18 protein-coding genes are annotated in these 18,622 nt (G+C 33.2%); 5 read left to right on the plus strand and 13 right to left on the minus strand.

All coding sequences use genetic code 11. From position 1 onward, the window contains the following. The first annotated feature begins 311 nt into the window (after positions 1-311). Entirely contained in the window at positions 312-2,339 is a 2,028-nt protein-coding gene (pulA, locus tag NH26_RS08050; RefSeq protein WP_044224968.1) for a type I pullulanase, read from the plus strand. Positions 2,340-2,411: 72 nt separating this feature from the next. Here pulA and NH26_RS08055 read toward each other — a convergent pair whose 3' ends face one another. From NH26_RS08055 to NH26_RS08085, 7 genes are all read right to left on the minus strand, one after another. Further along, positions 2,412-2,909 (minus strand): flavodoxin family protein, encoded by a 498-nt coding sequence (locus NH26_RS08055; protein ID WP_044225167.1) that lies wholly within the window; start codon positions 2,907-2,909, stop codon positions 2,412-2,414. Positions 2,910-3,013: 104 nt separating this feature from the next. After that, positions 3,014-3,475, minus strand: a complete 462-nt coding sequence (locus tag NH26_RS08060; RefSeq protein WP_044224965.1) for an ExbD/TolR family protein — start codon at positions 3,473-3,475, stop codon at positions 3,014-3,016. A gap of 57 nt (positions 3,476-3,532) precedes the next feature. Further along, positions 3,533-4,087 (minus strand): ExbD/TolR family protein, encoded by a 555-nt coding sequence (locus NH26_RS08065; protein WP_044224962.1) that lies wholly within the window; start codon positions 4,085-4,087, stop codon positions 3,533-3,535. Between the two features lie 3 nt (positions 4,088-4,090). Beyond that, positions 4,091-4,444 carry a hypothetical protein gene (locus tag NH26_RS08070; protein ID WP_044224959.1) on the minus strand — a complete coding sequence of 118 codons (354 nt, stop codon included), beginning with the start codon at positions 4,442-4,444 and terminating at the stop codon, positions 4,091-4,093. Positions 4,445-4,503: 59 nt separating this feature from the next. After that, positions 4,504-5,313, minus strand: a complete 810-nt coding sequence (locus NH26_RS08075) for a MotA/TolQ/ExbB proton channel family protein (RefSeq protein WP_044224957.1) — start codon at positions 5,311-5,313, stop codon at positions 4,504-4,506. 255 nt (positions 5,314-5,568) lie between these two features. Next, positions 5,569-6,654: an asparaginase gene (locus NH26_RS08080; RefSeq protein ID WP_044224954.1), complete on the minus strand. Its 1,086-nt coding sequence runs from the start codon at positions 6,652-6,654 to the stop codon at positions 5,569-5,571. An 8-nt stretch (positions 6,655-6,662) separates the two neighbouring features. Further along, a complete protein-coding gene (locus NH26_RS08085; RefSeq protein WP_044224951.1) occupies positions 6,663-7,442 on the minus strand; it encodes a TatD family hydrolase in 780 nt (259 codons plus the stop codon). Between the two features lie 147 nt (positions 7,443-7,589). Between NH26_RS08085 and NH26_RS08090 the strand changes: the two genes are divergently transcribed. Continuing rightward, positions 7,590-8,447, plus strand: coding sequence for a DUF3108 domain-containing protein (locus NH26_RS08090; RefSeq protein WP_052432083.1), 858 nt, complete (start codon positions 7,590-7,592; stop codon positions 8,445-8,447). A 104-nt stretch (positions 8,448-8,551) separates the two neighbouring features. Here the strand turns inward: NH26_RS08090 and NH26_RS08095 are convergent, their stop codons facing one another. From NH26_RS08095 to NH26_RS08110, 4 genes are all read right to left on the minus strand, one after another. Beyond that, complete coding sequence (locus NH26_RS08095; RefSeq protein ID WP_044224948.1) at positions 8,552-9,061, minus strand: shikimate kinase; 510 nt, start codon at positions 9,059-9,061, stop codon at positions 8,552-8,554. Beyond that, on the minus strand, positions 9,061-10,116 hold the full coding sequence (locus tag NH26_RS08100) for an ABC transporter permease (protein WP_044224945.1): 1,056 nt from the start codon (positions 10,114-10,116) through the stop codon (positions 9,061-9,063). The genes NH26_RS08095 and NH26_RS08100 overlap by 1 nt, the downstream gene beginning before the upstream one ends. A 2-nt stretch (positions 10,117-10,118) precedes the next feature. Next, on the minus strand, positions 10,119-11,288 hold the full coding sequence (locus tag NH26_RS08105; protein WP_044224943.1) for a BT_3928 family protein: 1,170 nt from the start codon (positions 11,286-11,288) through the stop codon (positions 10,119-10,121). Between the two features lie 71 nt (positions 11,289-11,359). Beyond that, the gene (locus NH26_RS08110; protein WP_044224939.1) at positions 11,360-11,908 is read right to left on the minus strand and encodes a DUF1599 domain-containing protein; all 549 of its coding nucleotides are present in this window, start codon (positions 11,906-11,908) and stop codon (positions 11,360-11,362) included. A 137-nt stretch (positions 11,909-12,045) separates the two neighbouring features. On the opposite strand from NH26_RS08110, the gene folP reads away from it, so the two are divergent. From folP to NH26_RS08125, 3 genes are all read left to right on the plus strand, one after another. Beyond that, positions 12,046-12,894: a dihydropteroate synthase gene (folP, locus tag NH26_RS08115; protein WP_044224937.1), complete on the plus strand. Its 849-nt coding sequence runs from the start codon at positions 12,046-12,048 to the stop codon at positions 12,892-12,894. Positions 12,895-13,144: 250 nt separating this feature from the next. Beyond that, entirely contained in the window at positions 13,145-13,960 is an 816-nt protein-coding gene (cdaA, locus tag NH26_RS08120; protein WP_044224934.1) for a diadenylate cyclase CdaA, read from the plus strand. Positions 13,961-14,056: 96 nt separating this feature from the next. Next, positions 14,057-14,944, plus strand: coding sequence for a leucine-rich repeat domain-containing protein (locus tag NH26_RS08125; RefSeq protein ID WP_044224930.1), 888 nt, complete (start codon positions 14,057-14,059; stop codon positions 14,942-14,944). 118 nt (positions 14,945-15,062) lie between these two features. On the opposite strand, the gene NH26_RS08130 is transcribed toward NH26_RS08125, so the two are convergent. Next, positions 15,063-15,905, minus strand: a complete 843-nt coding sequence (locus NH26_RS08130; RefSeq protein WP_044224927.1) for a PASTA domain-containing protein — start codon at positions 15,903-15,905, stop codon at positions 15,063-15,065. Positions 15,906-15,911: 6 nt separating this feature from the next. After that, positions 15,912-18,620 (minus strand): D-alanine--D-alanine ligase family protein, encoded by a 2,709-nt coding sequence (locus NH26_RS08135; protein WP_174549708.1) that lies wholly within the window; start codon positions 18,618-18,620, stop codon positions 15,912-15,914. Positions 18,621-18,622: the final 2 nt, after the last annotated feature.

Raw genomic sequence — 18,622 nt, forward strand, 5'->3', positions numbered from 1 at the left:
AATCAAAAAATAGGGTCTTAAAAACACACTTTATTAAATGAATTTAAGGTTTGATTAATACTTTATTTACACCACTTTTTTATCATCAAAAGGGCATTATTTACAGAAATAAAAATTAATATTTAAATCGCAATCGGTTACAAAAAAAGTTTCTTGTATAAGTATTGATTATTAATAAAAAAGAGTAGAAATTATATACAGAAAATACAATGTATTTGACCTTTATATAAAATGATGATCAAATTGATCGTCTTTTAAAGTATATATAAGGATTCATTCTACAACCTGAAATAATAATCACAAAGAGAGATATGAATAGAAATAAATTCACAATTGCTGTAGTTTTATTTAGTTTAACTAGTTGGCTATTTTCTTGTTCACAATCAGAACAAGCAGATGGACACAACGATTTTGAGAAGAACGTGTATAACAAATATCCAGCTTATGATGGTGAACTTGGAGTAGTTTATTCATCATCAAATACTACATTCAGAATGTGGTCACCTATTGCTCAATCAGTAACGCTGAAATTTTACGATCAAGATTTAGGCGGAAAACCAACAAAGACAATTGAAATGTCGCCTTCTGTAAAAGGTACTTGGTTCGCGAATGTCGATGGAGATCTAAAAGGTACATATTATACGTATCAGGTCACCACTGAAGATAAAACTCTTGCTGAAACTCCTGGTATTTATACTGTTGCTGTTGGGGCGAATGGTATGAGAGGTCAAATTGTTGATCTTAAATCAACAAATCCTCAGAATTGGGATCAAGATAAACGACCTGCGTTAAAAAACTTAACCGATGCCATTTTGTATGAAATCCATGTGAGAGACATTTCAATTTCTGAAAACTCAGGTATAAAAAATAAAGGTAAATTTATTGGTCTAACTGAAACAGGAACAAAAAGCCCTAAAGGAGTGAAGACTGGTATTGATCATATTGAAGAATTAGGCGTTACACATGTACACCTTTTACCTTCTTATGACTATAAGACAGTAGATGAAACTAAATTAGATGTCCCTCAATACAACTGGGGATACGACCCTCAAAATTACAATGTACCAGAAGGTTCATATTCAACAAACCCAGACGATGGTGCTGTAAGAATAAAAGAATTCAAAGAAATGGTACAAGCACTACATAATAAAGGTATTCGTGTAGTTCTAGATGTTGTATACAATCATACATTTAGTGGCGATGATTCCAATTTCTCTTTAGAAGTACCTGGTTATTACTATAGACAAAACAATGAAGGCGGATACTCTGATGCTTCTGCTTGTGGTAATGAAACTGCTTCTGATCGTGCAATGATGAGAAAATACATGGTAGAGTCTGTTTTATATTGGGCTAAAGAATACCATTTAGATGGCTTCCGTTTTGACTTGATGGGTATTCATGATGTAACGACAATGAATGAAATTGCCAAACGTTTAAAAGAAGAAGTTGACCCTTCTATTATTGTGTATGGTGAAGGCTGGACTGCCAATGACTCTCCTCTTCCTATAGAACAAAGAGCAATCAAAGCCAATACTCCAAAAATGAAAGGTGTTGCGGCATTCTCTGATGATATACGTGACGCTCTTAAAGGTTCTGTATTTTATGATGATGAAATCGGTTTTGTACAAGGAAGTACTAAATTAAATGATGCCATTAAGTTTGGTATTGTTGGTTCTACTCAACATGATCAAATTGATTACAGTAAAGTCAATTACTCTAAAGCTCCTTGGGCACCAAGCCCTGATCAAACAGTGACTTATGTATCTTGTCATGATAATCATACTTTATATGACAAGCTAAAGATATCACAACCTAAAGCTTCTGATGCTGATATTAAAAAAATGCATAAACTAACTTCAGCAATTGTATTAACATCGCAAGGTATACCTTTTATTCATTCAGGTGCTGAAATGATGCGAACAAAAGGTGGTGAACATAATTCTTACAATAAGTCAGATGCTGTTAACCGTTTAGATTACGATTGGAAAGTAGCTAATAATGATGTATTCCAATATTACCAAGGGTTAATTGAGATTAGAAAAGCACATCCTGCTTTTAGAATGATTTCTACTGAAATGATTCAAAAGCACTTAAAATTTATTGATTTCAAAGACAATCATTTGATTGGATACACTATTACAGGACAACCTAATGGTGAGACTTCTAATGATATTGTCGTAGTTTTCAATTCAGGTAAAAAAGGAAAGAATATCAGTAAGTTTATTGAAAAGGGTAACTGGAAGGTTCTTGTGGATGGAAATAAAGCAGATGCTAAAGGAATTAAATCAACTTCATCTCCTGTTGTTGGAGCTATATCCGCTTTAGTATTAGTAAAATAATTACTTCTTGATATCATTTAAATATTAGTCGTAATCACTAAAAATAGAAAAGTCGTAAGTTGTTTCATCAGCTTACGACTTTTCTTTTATGTGCTCTTTTAGATCCTCTATTGTAACCCTCATTCCTTCTTTTGAACTCACATAAATTTCCCATTTAAACTTCATACCTAAATAATTTGCTGAAGATTTAAAAGGCTTAAAATAGTAATCAACTACATCTTCATCAGTTCCTGTTGAAATTACTGACATGCTCTTACCTCTTAACAATCTCCCTTTGTCTTTATGTAAGATTAATCCATCCGTTAGTCTATCAAAAAACGTCTTCATTATTCCAGACATACTATACCAATATACAGGAGTAGCAAAAACTATATGATCGTATTTTAATATCTCATCAAATAGCTCGATAAAGTCATCATTTTGATTATTGAAATTATAATCGAATGGAAGTATGTTCTTTTCTTTTAAATCAATGATAGGATAATCGAATTCTTTGGATATCAATTGAGATAATTGAAAAGTAAATCCTTTAGAACTTGAACTACCCAATAAGATTATTCCATTTTTCATAGCAATATATTTGATCACAAATCGATTAAACATTGAGCATTTAAAAGACATAAAAAAAGGTCAAACCTTTACGGTATGACCTTTTTAGTATTGATAATAAGAAATTAGTCTAAACGTAATTTCTTGTTAGCTGCATAGTTCACTTTCAATGCATTCGCCTCTCTTAATTGTTGACGAACATCAGAAATGATACCCATTTTAGCTTCTCTATCAATTTTTAATGACATAGTGATTTTATCACCATCCTCACCTAGTTTGTCTTTCTCAGTTATTACGTGCTGAACAATTTGATCAGGATCGATTAGTACATCGTTCACCTGAATACGTGCTTCAGTACCAAACTTTTTTCTATCAGTAGGTTCACCGATATAGATGTAAGACACTAGCGATTTCTTTTCAAGCTTTGTTAACTCAGATGCCTGAGGTAACGAGTTCTTTACCAAAAGCTCAGACTCACGGAAAGTCGTTGCAATCATAAAGAAGAACAAAAGCATGAAAATAATATCTGGCAAGGCTGAAGTAGGGATGTCCTGCTTCGTTTTTGTTTTTTTCTTAAACGTTGCCATAGCAAAGTATTTTAAATAAACGCTACATTGAATGCAGCGTTTTATGAATACCTAATTTTAGATTTCAGAAGGTTCAGCATCTGATACTTTGTAAGGGATTGCCTTCTTAGCATCATCTAACTTTTCTTTCTGAGCTGGATTATCTTTATCCAAATTCTGATAATCTTCTAAAGGGATTTTCAAATACTGAGCACGCATTTCTGAGTAAGCCAACTTTAATTCGTCGACTACTGAGATGTACATATCATAAGATGTACCACGGTCAGTTTTTAATGAAATAATCGCCTTTTGAGGAGACTCTGATGATTTTGGATCTTTTTTAGTCCAATCGTTAAGAACGAATTCTTTAACTTTTTTTCTCATCTCACTAAGGTCATTCACTTGTTCTTCTTGAGCAAGGATCATGTCTTGTGAGTTGACGATAATGTTAAATACGTTACGTGTCTTAACTTTTACATCAGTTTGTTCTGCCTTTGGTGGTAACATTACTGTCACACCTTTGTCAGATGCAATCGTAGTCGCCACCAAGAAGAAGATTAATAGAAGGAAGGCGATATCCGCCATTGCACCACCGTTAATCTCTGGCGCATCTTTTTGCTTCTTCTTCAACATAGCTTATCCGAATGATTTGACAATTCTTTGTAATACATCGACAACGATAGCAACAAGTGCTACTGCAAATAAATAATATGTCATGTTTAATACACCACCGATTCTTTGAGAAATCAATGCATTAACATTAAATGTTGACATATCTCTACCTGCGATAATTACCTCACTATCTGCTAGTGATACGCCGATGAAATATAATACTACCAAACCTACAACTGCAATTACTACTACAATTGCTGATTTTGGGTCTGTCGCAATTGACATGATAAAACCTAATACGGTTAATATCAATGCCGCAACGATCAAGAAACCTGTGAAAGGTAGCAAATATTCTGTAAATATAGCTTCACCGTTCATAATTGTGTGTTATTCTAAAGTTCTACAATTAACTATTTACTGTTTGTAAATAGGTGCTACTATTTAGCAGCTACTTCGTGTTTTACTAACATATCGATTAATGATACAGAAGCATCTTCCATATCTAAAACGATACTATCGATAGTTGATACACAGTAGTTGTAGAAAATTTGAAGAATCACACCTACGATTAGACCTGCTACAGTAGTAAGAAGGGCAACTTTAATACCACCTGCTACTAGTGAAGGAGAGATATCACCTGCTGCTTCGATTGCATCGAATGCACCGATCATACCGATTACCGTACCCATGAAACCTAACATTGGTGCCAAGGCGATAAACAATGAGATCCAAGGTAAACCTCTTTCTAATTTACCCATTTCTACTGAACCGTATGCCACAACTGATTTCTCAACCATGTCGATACCTTCAGAAGCTCTCATCAAGCCTTGAGTAAAAATTGAAGCTACTGGACCACGAGTTGCCTTAGTTACTTCTAATGCTGTGTCAACACCACCTGTTGATAACGCTTCATCTACTTTAGCCATCAACTTCTTAGTATTAGTTGTTGATAAAGTTAAAGTGATAACACGCTCAATAGCGATTGCTAAACCAAGAATTAGAGTAATCAATACTGCACCCATAAATTCCCAACCACCTTCGATGAATTTTTGCTTCACCGCTTGTGTATAAGTTGCTTCTTCAACTTGAGCTACATCGTCTGAAGAAATTTCAGTAACTGTAGCTGCTTCTTCTACTACTTCTTCAGTAGTAACTTCTTCTGTTGCTGCCTCATCTTGTGCAAATAACTGTGCTGTGTTGAATGTCAATGCACAGAAAAACATCAATAACGCGAATACTTTTTTCATAACTCTCTAACGTTCAGATCGCAATTTACCGTGGATAAATCACGCACCGATACTGTAAAAATAATTTTGTTTGACTATCATCTGTAATCGTCGAGCAAGTTAATACTAAATATAGAATTAGTATTATTTTTGATAGTTTTTAACGACTACTGACTCGCAAATAAATGTATAATTAAATTTATATACAAGTGGAATTTTCGATTATAAATGCATAATTAACACTAATCACCTAAATAAATGTTATAGTTAGTTAATTTACAAAGTAAGCTCACCTTTTAGGGGAATTCCCATTAATTTTTTCACTCTGTCAATATTATCATATTTTGACAGTAAAGTCATTAATTTTGTGAGCGCTGCCTCGGAAGTCATGTCCTTTCCACTCAGAATTCCTATACTATTTAGTGAAGCACTTGTTGCATAATGTCCTTGTAAGACTGTACCTCCATTACATTGAGATATATTAACAATGACAATTCCTTTTTCAACCGTTTCTTTTAATAAATCAAGAAACCAAGCAGAGGTTGGAGTGTTCCCAGATCCATACGATTCTAACACCACTCCTTGTAATCCTGGGGTGGTCAGAATTTGACGTATTGTGGCTTCTTGCATCCCTGGAAAAATCTTAAGTAAGATCACATTTGCTGAAATGTTCTTCATAGATTTTGCCGGTCCGCTAATAGGATCTTTCCAAAATACATCTCTTTTATATTCAATAAATATTCCTGCTTCGGCTAATGAGGGATAATTATAACTTTGAAAAGCTGTAAAATTAAAATTCTGAGATTTTTTAGCTCTATTTCCTCTGAGAAGTTTACTATTGAAACAGATACACACTTCTTGTACTAACATCTCTCCAGACTCGTGTCTTTCGGAGGCAATTTCAAGTGCCGACATCAAATTTTCTCTAGCATCAGTTCTTTTTTCTCCTATGGGTAATTGAGAACCAGTTAAAATGATAGGTTTATGTAATCCGTCTATCATAAAACTTAATGCTGAAGCAGTATGTGCCATCGTATCTGTACCATGCAAAATGACAAACCCATCAAAGTCATCATAAAATCCTTCAACTATTGTCCCTATCTGTTCCCAATGTTTTGTTGTGATATCAGAAGAATCAATCAAAGGATCTAAAGAGATCACAGTTAATTCAAAGTCAAATGCTTTTAACTCTGGTACAGCATCAATAATTTTCTCAAAATCAAACGGAATTAAACTTCCTGTTTTTGGATCTCTATCCATACCAATAGTTCCTCCAGTGTAAATCAATAAAATTGATGTCTCTGAAGTATTGGTTCCAGTGGAATTAATATTTACTGTTTTAAAATAGGTTCTTCTGCTCATGGGTTCTGCTATTTTGATAAGTACTCTTTTATAGAGAATAACTCATACGCATTTCTATCTGTAATTTCTTCAACTTCACTTCCTGAGATACCATAAAAGTCAGCGACTTTATCGCAAACATAATTGGTATATTCAGGTTCGTTTCTTTTCCCTCTGAAGGGCTTAGGTGCTAAATATGGGCTATCTGTCTCTAAGACTAGATGTTTTATATCTACATGAGGAATCACTTTATCTAATCCTCCATTCTTAAATGTTGCTACTCCCCCTATACCAAGGTGGAATCCTAAATCAATTAACTGACGTGCCTCATCAAGAGTACCTGTAAAGCAATGTAAGACACCAAAAAGTCCTTCTTGCTTAATTTCTTCAAGTAAAGATATAGTTTCGGTCATAGCATCTCTAGCATGAATCACCAAAGGTAATTGATGTTTCACAGCCCAATCTGCTTGAATTTTAAACGCTTCAATTTGTTGTTCTTTGAAAGTCTTATCCCAATAAAGATCCATTCCCATTTCTCCAACAGCAATAAACTTTCTCTTATTTAACCATTCTTCAACGATATATAGTTCTTTTTCAAAGTTAGCGTCTACGTGACAAGGGTGTAGTCCCATCATTGAAAGACACTGTTGAGGATATTTTTCTTCCAACTCTAACATACCATCAATAGATGTATGATCGATGTTTGGCATCAAAATATGTTTCACCTTATTATTAAAAGCTTGAGACAAAGTTTTGTCAATATCCTCTTTGAATTTGTCTGAATATATATGAGCGTGAGTATCTATCATTGCTATAATTTTTTGTTCAATAGACAAATCTAATAGCTTAATAGAAAATTGTTGTTGTGCTTAAATCGAATTTTTGCAATACAATTCAACGATTTCCAAAATATTGCCTAATATTGAATTTAATTATTACGTTATTCATAGAATTCCATGAACCTAGATAAAAATAATATAAAATTAACCATAACTTCATTTTATTTTACCTTTGGGCTTTTTTCACTTTTGATATCTAGTTCAACTGCCCAAAATAAACGTTATGAAACCCCTCCTATTAATAAAGAGATCCAATTCGAAAAAGGAGAAACCCTTACCTATGTAGCGGGTTACGGTGTTTTTGATGCAGGACAAGCTGAAGTAAAACTAGACAAAAAACTACATGAAGTAAACGGACAAGAGTGTTACAAAGTGGATGTTTATGGCAAGAGTATTGGCATGTTTGGACTAACCATGAAAATTAGAGATTTATGGCAAAGCTATTTCAATGTTGAAACCCAATATCCTGCTCAATTCAATAGAGATATATTAGAAGGAAATTATACTTTAATTGAACAATTAGATTTCGATCAAGAGAATGGTCAGGTGAATGCGATGTGGCATAAAAAGGAAGACCCTCCACAAAAAAAATACAAAGAATACAAAATGCAGCCAAAAACTCATGATGTTATTTCTGGGTATTACTTTTTAAGAACCATTGATTACGAACAATTAGCTGAAGGTGATACTTTAACCATGAATGCTTTTTGGGAAAATGAAGGATATGATTTTAACATCATCTACTTAGGTAAAGAAAAAGTTTATACAAAATTCGGTCGTATTGAATCTTACATTATGTCTCCAATAATGCCTGAAAATCAACTTTTCTCTGGTACACATCCTATCAAATTTTGGATTTCAAATGATGTCAATAGGATACCATTAAAAATACAGGCAGAGTTAATAGTCGGGTCTGTGAATGTTGATTTAGTAAAATATAAAGGTCTGAAGCAGAAACTCAAAAAGTCAAAATAAGTATCTGTTGACTTTTCACCTTTAAAAAAAGCTCATCCTATTAATTACCAAAAAACGATAAGATATCGGAATGGTTTTAATAGGATGAGCTTTTTAATTAAGAACTATATAACAACTCTTATAATTTCTTTGGCTAATTCATCAGGAGTTTTTGTTCCTGCTTCAATCATGAATTTTGATTGTTGATAAAAGGCCAATCGCTGACTTCTTTTATCTGATATTGACTGAAATATTTCTTCTTTAGAGGATTGAGAAAGAAGTGGTCTTGTACCGTGTTCGCTCCATACTCTTTCTGTCAAGTGATTTGCATCGACATCTACAAAAACAGTCGTCCCCAATTCATTCATAACATTCATATTATCAAAGAAACAAGGAGCACCTCCACCTGTAGCTAAAATACAGTTCTCTGGATGAAAATCATGAACAATTTCTTGCTCTACTTTTCTAAAATAATCCTCTCCTTCTTTTTCGAATATTTCAGGAATTGATCTGCCTTCTTTTTTTACGATTTCATCATCCATATCAAAAAAAGGCAAATTTAATTGACTTGACAAAGCCTTGGCTAAAGTGGATTTACCACTCCCAGGCATACCAACAAGATAAATTCGTATCATTAGTTTAATCTAATTTTGGGATCTAAGGCAGCATAAATGATATCAACAAAGATATTAACTACCACAAAACCGAAAGCAATAAAAATAGTTGCTCCCATAACTACAGGAAGGTCTAGATATTCTACCGCTTGAATCGTTTTAAATCCCAAACCTTTCCATTTAAAAATATATTCTATAAAAAATGCTCCCGCTAACATAGAGGCTAACCAACCTGACACAGCCGTGATCACAGGGTTTAAAGCATTTCTTAATGCATGAAATACAATTACTCTAATTCTTCCAACACCTTTTGCTTTTGCGGTCCTAACATAGTCTTGCGACAACACATCTAACATAGAACTCCTTGTTAATTGTACAATAATAGCCAAAGGTCTAGTGGCCAAAGTTATTGCAGGTAATATCAAGTTTTCTAAATGTAATTGACGCCCGTACAATGGATCATTCATCCATAAAGAACCTGTCATTGGTAATCCTGTATATTCGGATAAATAATAGCCAAATATCATCGCCATGAGTATGGCTAAAACAAATGACGGCATAGAAATAAAAACTACCGAAGCACTCACAATTGAATGATCTATTTTATTTCCATAGTTTAAAGCCGCTATTACTCCTAAAAAGATACCTAAGGAGGATGCAATTAAAATTGCTGTTAAAGACAACCAAAATGTGCCAGGTAAACTTTCTAATAATATTTGATCTACAGGCTTATTAGTTTGAAACGATTTCCTCAAATAGGGAAATTTAAAAACTAAAACCTTTTTACCTACTGATACTAATTTAGTGTACCTATATTTTTTTTGATTTTGTTCTGTATCTTCTTCTATAGATACCACTGATAAATCACTTAAATAACTACCATATTGATAGATTAAGGACCTATCTAAACCCAATTCTTTTCTAATTAGATCTCTTGTTTCTAAGTCGGCATGTTGACCTGACATTAAATCAACAGGATCTCCAGGTAATGCATGAAACAAGCCGAAAACGACTGTTATCACTCCTATTATTACTAGGAAACCGTACATTAATCTGTTGATTATAAATTGTAACACGCTTATTCTTTATTTAACAATTGAGAAATATCTTGTCTACTAGGAGTATCGTTATGGTGCCATTTACCTAATATTACTCCGTCTTTGACTAACATAATACCAGGATTTGATCTCACCACTGCTTTAAGTACAGTTGCATCTGCATAATAGAATGGAATCGACATACGCATCTTCTTTAAAAAGCCTTCAAAATCTGAGGCATCACTAGTGATTGCCAATGAAGCAACATCTTCAGAAGAAAGGTCTCTTATCAATTGATTGATAGGTTCCATTGTTTCAGACTCAATTTGAGAAACATTTTGAATAATCACCAATAACTTGGTCCCTTTTATAGTTATTTCAGTAAAATCTTCCCCTTCATCATTAGAAATGTAATAATCTGGAATTATAGGCTGACATTCTTTAGCATTGACAGTCTCCATTCTTACAAATTTCCAAGATGGGTCTGTTGGATAGTTTTCAAACCTCTTTTCTTCTCCATCTTTTTCCATATAATACACTGACACGCAAGCTTCTTGAGGTTGCATCATTTCAGCTATATTATTCCCTACTTTATAAGGTCTAAAATCTATTGGAGGTAGATGTTGTAGTGCATAATAACACATGCCAAATGCAAACAAAACAGACATCCAAAGTGATATTTTTTTATAGATTGTTTTATTTTGCTTCTGAACTGATGGACCTCCTCCATATACACCATACTTTGAAGATTTCTTTCCCTTAGATAATAATGACATTGATATCAAGAGCAATACCAAAAGTATAAGGTCTTTGGCAAAAGAACCCCAAGGTGAGAATTTAATCGCATCACCGAAACAGCCACAATCTGTTACTTTGTCATAAAAGGCAGAATAAAAAGTCAGGAAACCGAAAAAGACTAACAAGACTAACGTTAATCGATGCATTAACTTAGCTCTATAATTTATTAATAAGGCTGCTCCTAAAATAAATTCGAAGGCTGAAAATAAAACAGAAAGTAATAAAGACACTCCTACTAGAGATAGAAAAAACTGCTCTAGAAAAGGAAAGGTGGAGGAAACGTCTTCTGCAAAAACGTGAAAATATTCTTCAAATTTTATGGCCGTACCCATTGGATCATCGATTTTCACAAATCCTGATAACATGAATACTATACCAATTATTGCTGAAATTACTTTTTGTAAGGCCTTCATTCTAATAATGTTGTTGCTGTGTTAGTTCAAATCAATAAAGCTAAAAAAATCCTTAGATTTAAAGATATTAATTATGCAGCAAACCCCGAAAGGATTAGTGCAAAAATAGAATAATTAATCATGTCTTGATAATTAGCATCTACTCCTTCAGAAACAATTGTCTTTCCATCATTCCCCTCTATCTGCTTCACTCTCAGTAATTTCATTAAAATAATATCCGTAATTCCAGAGATACGCATCATTCTCCAAGCTTCTCCGTAATCATGATTTTTATCAAACATCAAATTCATTGTATTTGTTGCATGTTTATCGTAGTAGCTCATCACTTCTTGTGCAGGAATATCCATTCGATCATCATCAAGAAGCTCCAACTGAGTTAAAGCCATTAAGCAGTAGTTAATAATCGCTACAAATTCGCCATTAATATCCTCATCAATTTTCTGCTCTCCTTTTTCTTGAATGGAACGGATACGCATCGCCTTAATATAGATTTGATCTGTGATAGAAGACAACCTTAAAATCCTCCATGCGGTACCATAATCTATCGTTTTTTTCTCAAACAATGCTCTACATTCTGACAATACTGCCTTGAATTCCTGTTCTGTTTTTTGTTCTGCCATTTTTATTTATTATTTGGAGACCTCAAATTTTAAAAAGTAATTCCATTAAAAAAATTAAATCCTTAGATGTGTTCTCCGTCATTTTTCAGCTAACTTTGATGCAAAGTTATCACTTACCGTTATTAGCACAAATATAAATGAGGAAATCCAATAATCTATCAATAAAAATTAAAGGAAAGTTAGTAGAATTTAATGAACCGCTTGTGATGGGCATTATAAATACTACTCCTGACTCCTTTTACAATCAAAGTCGAAAAATATATGTAGATGACGCCCTATTTCAAGCAAAAAAAATGTTGAAAGAGGGAGCTAAGATTTTAGATATTGGTGGTTATTCTTCTAGGCCAGGAGCTGATCATGTTTCTATCAAAGAAGAATTAGAAAGAGTCCTTCCTGTTATTGAAGAAATTTCATCTAAATATCCAGATGCAATTTTATCTATTGATACTTTTAGAAGTGAAGTAGCTGAAAAAAGCATTGATGCTGGTGCTGCAATTATTAATGATATTTCAGGAGGTTCACTTGACGAAAACATGTATAATAAAGTTGGTCAGCTTGCTGTACCTTATATTATGATGCACATGAGGGGTACTCCTCAAACAATGCAAACACTTACAGACTACCCCAATGGAGTGACCCATGGTGTAATGCATTATTTTTCTGATAAAAAGAATGAATTTTTAAACGCAGGGGGTCTTGACCTCATCATTGATCCTGGATTTGGATTTGCAAAAACTTTAGATCAGAATTACGAATTACTCAGAGAATTAGAAATGCTACATGAATTTAATCTTCCAATTTTGGTCGGTGTTTCTAGAAAATCTATGATCACTAAGAAATTAAAAATCAATTCAGAAGAAGCATTAAACGGAACAAGTATTATCAATACCATTGCTTTACAAAAAGGGGCACAAATTTTAAGAGTACATGATGTAAAAGAAGCAGTAGAATGTGTAAAACTTACTCAAGAAACTCTTCTTTTTTAGTAGAAAGAAATTATTTTTGTATTCAATAAAATTGGAGTGACATTTCTTAAAAAAAGAAAATATTATTGTTGAACTCCTATTGGAATTACGTATTTATTCTTCGTTAACTAAAATTCTTCATCATTAATGTGAAGAGGAGTAAAAAATTTACTTAATTGAATACAAATAAGATTTTTTTTAAGGTTAACTTCATAGGAACGGTAAGATAATTCAATTCTATTCCTTGTTTCATTTATCAAGCAGTCACTCGATGTTATTATTTAGCTTTGGCTTTTTAGAAATTAATTTCGTTGATTTCCTCGATATACTTTTCGTATCGGTGCTGCTTTTTCATTTGTATAAATTAATAAAAGGAAGTGTAGCTCTAAAAATCTTTGTTGGTGGTTTATCAATTTACCTTACTTATTTGGTAGTAAAAGCCACAGACATGGAGTTACTTTCAGAAATTCTAAGTCAATTTATAGATGTGGGTGTAATTGCAGCCATCATCTTATTCCAACAAGAAATAAGGAAATTTTTACTCTTGATAGGTAAGTCTACTGACTTCAAAAACTTCCCTTTATTTCAATTATTCAAAGCAAAAGGTAAAGACGGAGAAATCAACTTAGATATTCCATCCATCATTGATGCCATGAAAGACATGAGTAACACCAACACAGGTGCTTTAATTGTTATTTCTAAGGATAGTGATCTTCAGTTTTACTCAGAAACAGGAGACTTTGTGGATGCTAAAATCTCGAAAAGACTTCTTCTTTCCATTTTCTTTAAAAACTCGCCTATGCACGACGGTGCTTGTATTATTTATAATAATAGAATTATCGCTGCCCGCTGTATACTTCCTGTATCTGAAAACCCAAATATCCCTGCCACACTAGGTTTAAGACATAGAGCTGGTATTGGTATGACTGAAAACACCAATACTATTGTATTAATTGTTTCAGAAGAAACAGGTCAGATGTCCTACATTCAAGGTGGTACTATCAACCATAATATCTCTGCTATAGAATTGAGAGGTAAAATAAGGAGATATATTACCGATGAAAATGAAAAAGAGACTAAAAATTAATTTCTAATTCCATACTTTATACTTTAAATAACCCCACTTTTTAGAACTATTCTCTGTTAATGCGAGTTGATATAAAAAACCAATTTCGCGTAAAACATGAAAGCATCTATTAAAACTATTGTCATTAACCTACTATTACCTATCATATTATTCTCTTTTACCAATCCTGTTAATGATGACCCCACGAAGTATTTAAATAAAGGGAAAGATTATTTCTATCAAAAAGAATACATCAAAGCCATAGGAGAATTAACGATTGCCATTAGCATGCAAAAAAACTTAGGAGAGGCATACTATTACAGAGGTTTAAGCAAGGATCTTTTAGGAAAAAAAGAAGGATATTACAATGAGGAATTCTGTTATGATTTAATCAAAGCAATGCATTATGGTTATTATGAAGCGGTAGAACAACTCTATAAAAGGGGACAATTTGAAGCTATTCAACTGAGCTACCTTGTGGAACATCCTGAAAAAATATTATGTATTGATTTAGCTGATCATCAACTATCAGAGTTCCCGGAGTCTTTTAGCGAAATGGAAAATTTAATTTCCGTAAACATTAATGATAACAATATTAGGGTCATATCATCTGATTTTTTTGATAATCATCCTAACATCATTCAATTAAATCTCAGTCAAAATTATTTAAAGGAATTACCTAAATCACTTACTCATCAAAAGTATTTGTATGAGCTTAATTTAAGTTACAACCGACTTAAAAGTTTACCTCATCAAATGAACGAAATGAAACAATTAAGGGTTTTGAATTTGAGAGGTAATCAATTACATCATTTAGATCATAATGTAAAAGATTTGGATCAACTTAAAGTATTAAATCTATCGATCAATCAATTTAAAAAAATACCTAAAGTGATCTACCTATTAGCTAATCTAGAAGAGTTAGATTTATCAGGTAACATTATTGATGAGAAAGAAATCAAAAAATTAAAAATGGCATTACCAGATACACATATTATTTATTAATCCGCTATGAAAATCTGATTACATATTTACAATAGTTTATTTTCAAAGCACACATACCTTCAACAAAAAAGGGAGTCATTTCTGACTCCCTTACTTTATACTTTCAATAAACATTTCATTACTTCTTCCCAGAAAACTGAGAAACCCATAACTCTATTGTTCTACCGTATCTTATTTTAGGGAAATTACCATTTTCATCTTCTTCTGCAGATGGATATTGTCTTACAACAGTTCCTGGAGGTAATTCTGAAGCAATATAATTAGTATTGCTTTTACCTAGACCTTGTCCGAATAACACAAATTCAGCATCTCCTTCAGACATCCCTACTAAGTTAGGCACTAATGTTTTAGACTTCCCTAAACCATCTCCAACTACAATATCTACCTTACCGCCTCTATGAACTTTACGATCAGTAATGATTTTCTTACGTAATTTCCTATCGTATTTCTGAATCAATTGACCTTTATATCTTACCTCTAAGATACCTTGATACCTATCTTCTACTCTAGAAATCTTACCAGGTTTTACTCCAATAGTTTTCATTTTTTCAGCAGCATTTTTTAAAGATGAAGTTAAAATATCATCCAATTTTACTAATTCTGCTTGAGAAGGGTTTACCGTTAAATAGATATTTCTATTATCTTTTACTTTCTCTCCTGCTTTAGGTGTTTGTGCTAAAACAGTTAAGTAAGGAAGGTCTGGATTATAATTTATTGGCGTAGAGTCAAATATTGTATATCTCAATCCAGCAGAAGCTAATCGTTTCTCTGCATCGTCTAATGAAAGGCTATCTACATTAGGTACAGTAACTGTTTCACCATGTTTAGTAGCTACATTTAAGTACCCTTCAAAGAATATCCACATACAAATAAACCCTGCAATTAACATCAAAAATAAATTGAAGATTAAAGCGGTTGGGGATTCCCCGAAAATTAGTTTTTTAATTTTGTTTTTATCCATAGTAATTCATTTGCTAAGCTTAGCTTCCGTTCGTTTTATACCATAATCAAGAATATTATCGATAAAGTCATAAGGCTTATAACCATTAATAGCAGCCTGATGGAAAATACATGTTGCAGGAGTCATTCCTGGCAGAGAGTTCACTTCAATAATAATTGTTTCTACTCTCTTCTGTTCTTTCCAAATTCTGACAAAAGCATCAATTCTACAATACCCTTGAACATTTAGTATTTTTGCCACCTTCTCAAGGTCGTTTCTCACAGCATCAGAAATCCATTTTTGTTCTTCTGGATTTGGAGAGAACCTTGGGGGAGTAATATTTTGCCCTTCACCAGCTAAGAATTTCTCTTCTAAAGAAAGAATTTCTCCACTTGCCAAAGCTTCAGAAGGTTCAAATATTTCGTATGTACGAGTACCATCTTCATGCCACTTTGTTAACATTCCACCAGTGATTTCTAAAAAGTGATCTGCATCTTTAGCACTAATAAGCTCCTCAATTAAGATTCTCTGCTTACTTGGAAACTCTTCATTTTTATCTAAATTCAGTTGGTTTCTTAAGTTCTCATTCACCTCTTCCTCCTCTCTGAACATTGCTTCTGCAAAATGCTCTAAAGTAGAACGGTTTTTAACCATCATTACTGCTGAAGAACATCCATCATCTGCAGGTTTAGCAATTATTGGGTAAGTAAAATTAGCTTCAACCACATCAATGGCAGCTTTTGCATCTTTAAGCCAATTTTCTTTTTGCAACAACATATGCTCTGCAACAAAAATATCTTTCTCCCCTAATATTTCAGTAGTCACAAATTTATCAATTGTCACTTCTGAACTATCTACATCTGAACCATTGTAAGGAATACCTTTTTCATTTAAATGCTTTTGTACTGCACCATCTTCGCCAGGTCGGCCATGAAGGGCAATAAAAACAGCATCTACTCTTTCTTTTAATGTATCATAAGTGAGTGGTTTTGGATCAAAACACACACCTGCGGCATATTTATCTGTAATTTTTGACGCCTTTTGAATAGCTTCCGTTAAAACCTCATGCTTTTCTCCAGACAATGCTTGATCAATTTTTAATTTGATATCATCAGCATTATCCTTTAACATGATATTGATAGGCAACTCATAGATGACATGATCTGTATCGCTTCCTGTTAAGAAAATAGGTACAGCCTCATATTTATGTGATGACGCTAGTTTTTCGAAAATATTTCTACCGCTTTCTACAGAAATGTGTCTTTCTGAAGAATAGCCACCCATGATTACACCCACTCTAAGTTTCTGTTGATCGTCTGATGACAATTGAGAAATTTGAGCATCTAATGATTTCAACAAAGGCTTTGTCACCACAGTATTTTTACCTGAACGAATACGGCATGCCAATGACGTTCTAATGATAAAGGTTAAGAATTGTGATGGGTTTAAACCAATTTCAGCCGCTTGATGAAAAAAGAAAGAAGAAGGCATCATACCTGAAGTAGTATTCGGATCATTCAAGAAGACTTCTCCACTATCAGTTACAAATCCATCAATTCTAGCATATACATCAAATTGCAATTTAGTATAGAGCTCTTCACACTTGAATTGAATTTCTCTTACCTTATCAATAGGAAGATCTATAGGAGTTACCTTTCTACTCATACCAGGAAGGTATTTCGATCGATAATCAAATACGCCTTCATTACCTCTTACAATCTCAGTAGGTGGCAATGCTAAAGGGGACGCTTGTTCATCTTCAACAACAATACAAGAAAACTCTCTTCCTTTGATGTGTTGCTCGATCAATAATCTCTCTTCTGCATCTAAAGATTGATAACTCACCAAATCTTTACCTTTTTCCTCTAACTCTGAAGTAAGGTGATTGTATAGTTCTTTTGGATTATAAATGATGGTTTCACTATCTCCATTGACATACACAGGTAAACCAATACCTAAGCGAACATCAACAAAATCATGTACAAAACGAACTTTATCTTCTTTTTCTAAAGAAGTCCATTGTTCTTTTGTAACCTCATCTATAAATAATGATTTCTTAGCAGCTGCTTTAAAAGCTTCTACATTATCTTCTTTAACTATGCTTACTCCTAAAGATGAACCTTGTCTAGGCGCTTTTACTACCAAAGGCATACCTAAAGCAGTTTTCAATGTATTGAAAGTAGCCTCCACATTTTCTTCGGTTAAATTGTCCGCATCAATCACTTGATAATCGGGTGTTTTTAAACCTAAATCAGAAAATAATTTCTTTTGAGTAATCTTATCAATACCAATAGCAGAAGACAAAACACCTGCACCAGAATAAGGAATACCATACCATTCCAATAATCCTTGCAAGTTCCCATCTTCACCGTAAGGACCGTGTAAAGCTAAAAATGCAAAATCAAATAACTGATGAAAATCCTCAGGCTTAATTCTTTGCCCTACAAGATTAGTCATCTCGTTTAATTGTTCTTCTGATAACTTACCTAGAGATTCCACATACATTTGAAAACCCGATAAATCATTAGGAACACTTTGTACAGGAGGATAAAAATCTCTAACTGTACCTTTATATACAAAACTCCAATCTAAATGAATGAAGTTACCTAAACTATCAACAAATATTGGAACAGGCTCGAACAATTGTTTGTCTAAATTATCATACACTGTTCTACCACCTGCAAAGGAGATTTCACGTTCACGTGAAATACCTCCGAAAAAAATTCCTATTTTCATCA

This window comes from Flammeovirga pacifica, from assembly GCF_000807855.2.
Classification (GTDB): domain Bacteria; phylum Bacteroidota; class Bacteroidia; order Cytophagales; family Flammeovirgaceae; genus Flammeovirga; species Flammeovirga pacifica.

Excerpts from the sequence above, each read along its gene's own strand:
- pulA (WP_044224968.1), top strand. The coding sequence starts at position 312 with ATGAATAGAAATAAATTCACAATTGCTGTAGTTTTATTTAGTTTAACT.
- NH26_RS08055 (WP_044225167.1), bottom strand. The coding sequence starts at position 2,909 with ATGAAAAATGGAATAATCTTATTGGGTAGTTCAAGTTCTAAAGGATTT.
- NH26_RS08060 (WP_044224965.1), bottom strand. The coding sequence starts at position 3,475 with ATGGCAACGTTTAAGAAAAAAACAAAAACGAAGCAGGACATCCCTACT.
- NH26_RS08065 (WP_044224962.1), bottom strand. The coding sequence starts at position 4,087 with ATGTTGAAGAAGAAGCAAAAAGATGCGCCAGAGATTAACGGTGGTGCA.
- NH26_RS08070 (WP_044224959.1), bottom strand. The coding sequence starts at position 4,444 with ATGAACGGTGAAGCTATATTTACAGAATATTTGCTACCTTTCACAGGT.
- NH26_RS08075 (WP_044224957.1), bottom strand. The coding sequence starts at position 5,313 with ATGAAAAAAGTATTCGCGTTATTGATGTTTTTCTGTGCATTGACATTC.
- NH26_RS08080 (WP_044224954.1), bottom strand. The coding sequence starts at position 6,654 with ATGAGCAGAAGAACCTATTTTAAAACAGTAAATATTAATTCCACTGGA.
- NH26_RS08085 (WP_044224951.1), bottom strand. The coding sequence starts at position 7,442 with ATGATAGATACTCACGCTCATATATATTCAGACAAATTCAAAGAGGAT.
- NH26_RS08090 (WP_052432083.1), top strand. The coding sequence starts at position 7,590 with ATGAACCTAGATAAAAATAATATAAAATTAACCATAACTTCATTTTAT.
- NH26_RS08095 (WP_044224948.1), bottom strand. The coding sequence starts at position 9,061 with ATGATACGAATTTATCTTGTTGGTATGCCTGGGAGTGGTAAATCCACT.
- NH26_RS08105 (WP_044224943.1), bottom strand. The coding sequence starts at position 11,288 with ATGAAGGCCTTACAAAAAGTAATTTCAGCAATAATTGGTATAGTATTC.
- NH26_RS08110 (WP_044224939.1), bottom strand. The coding sequence starts at position 11,908 with ATGGCAGAACAAAAAACAGAACAGGAATTCAAGGCAGTATTGTCAGAA.
- folP (WP_044224937.1), top strand. The coding sequence starts at position 12,046 with ATGAGGAAATCCAATAATCTATCAATAAAAATTAAAGGAAAGTTAGTA.
- cdaA (WP_044224934.1), top strand. The coding sequence starts at position 13,145 with ATGTTATTATTTAGCTTTGGCTTTTTAGAAATTAATTTCGTTGATTTC.
- NH26_RS08125 (WP_044224930.1), top strand. The coding sequence starts at position 14,057 with ATGAAAGCATCTATTAAAACTATTGTCATTAACCTACTATTACCTATC.
- NH26_RS08130 (WP_044224927.1), bottom strand. The coding sequence starts at position 15,905 with ATGGATAAAAACAAAATTAAAAAACTAATTTTCGGGGAATCCCCAACC.
- NH26_RS08135 (WP_174549708.1), bottom strand. The coding sequence starts at position 18,620 with ATGAAAATAGGAATTTTTTTCGGAGGTATTTCACGTGAACGTGAAATC.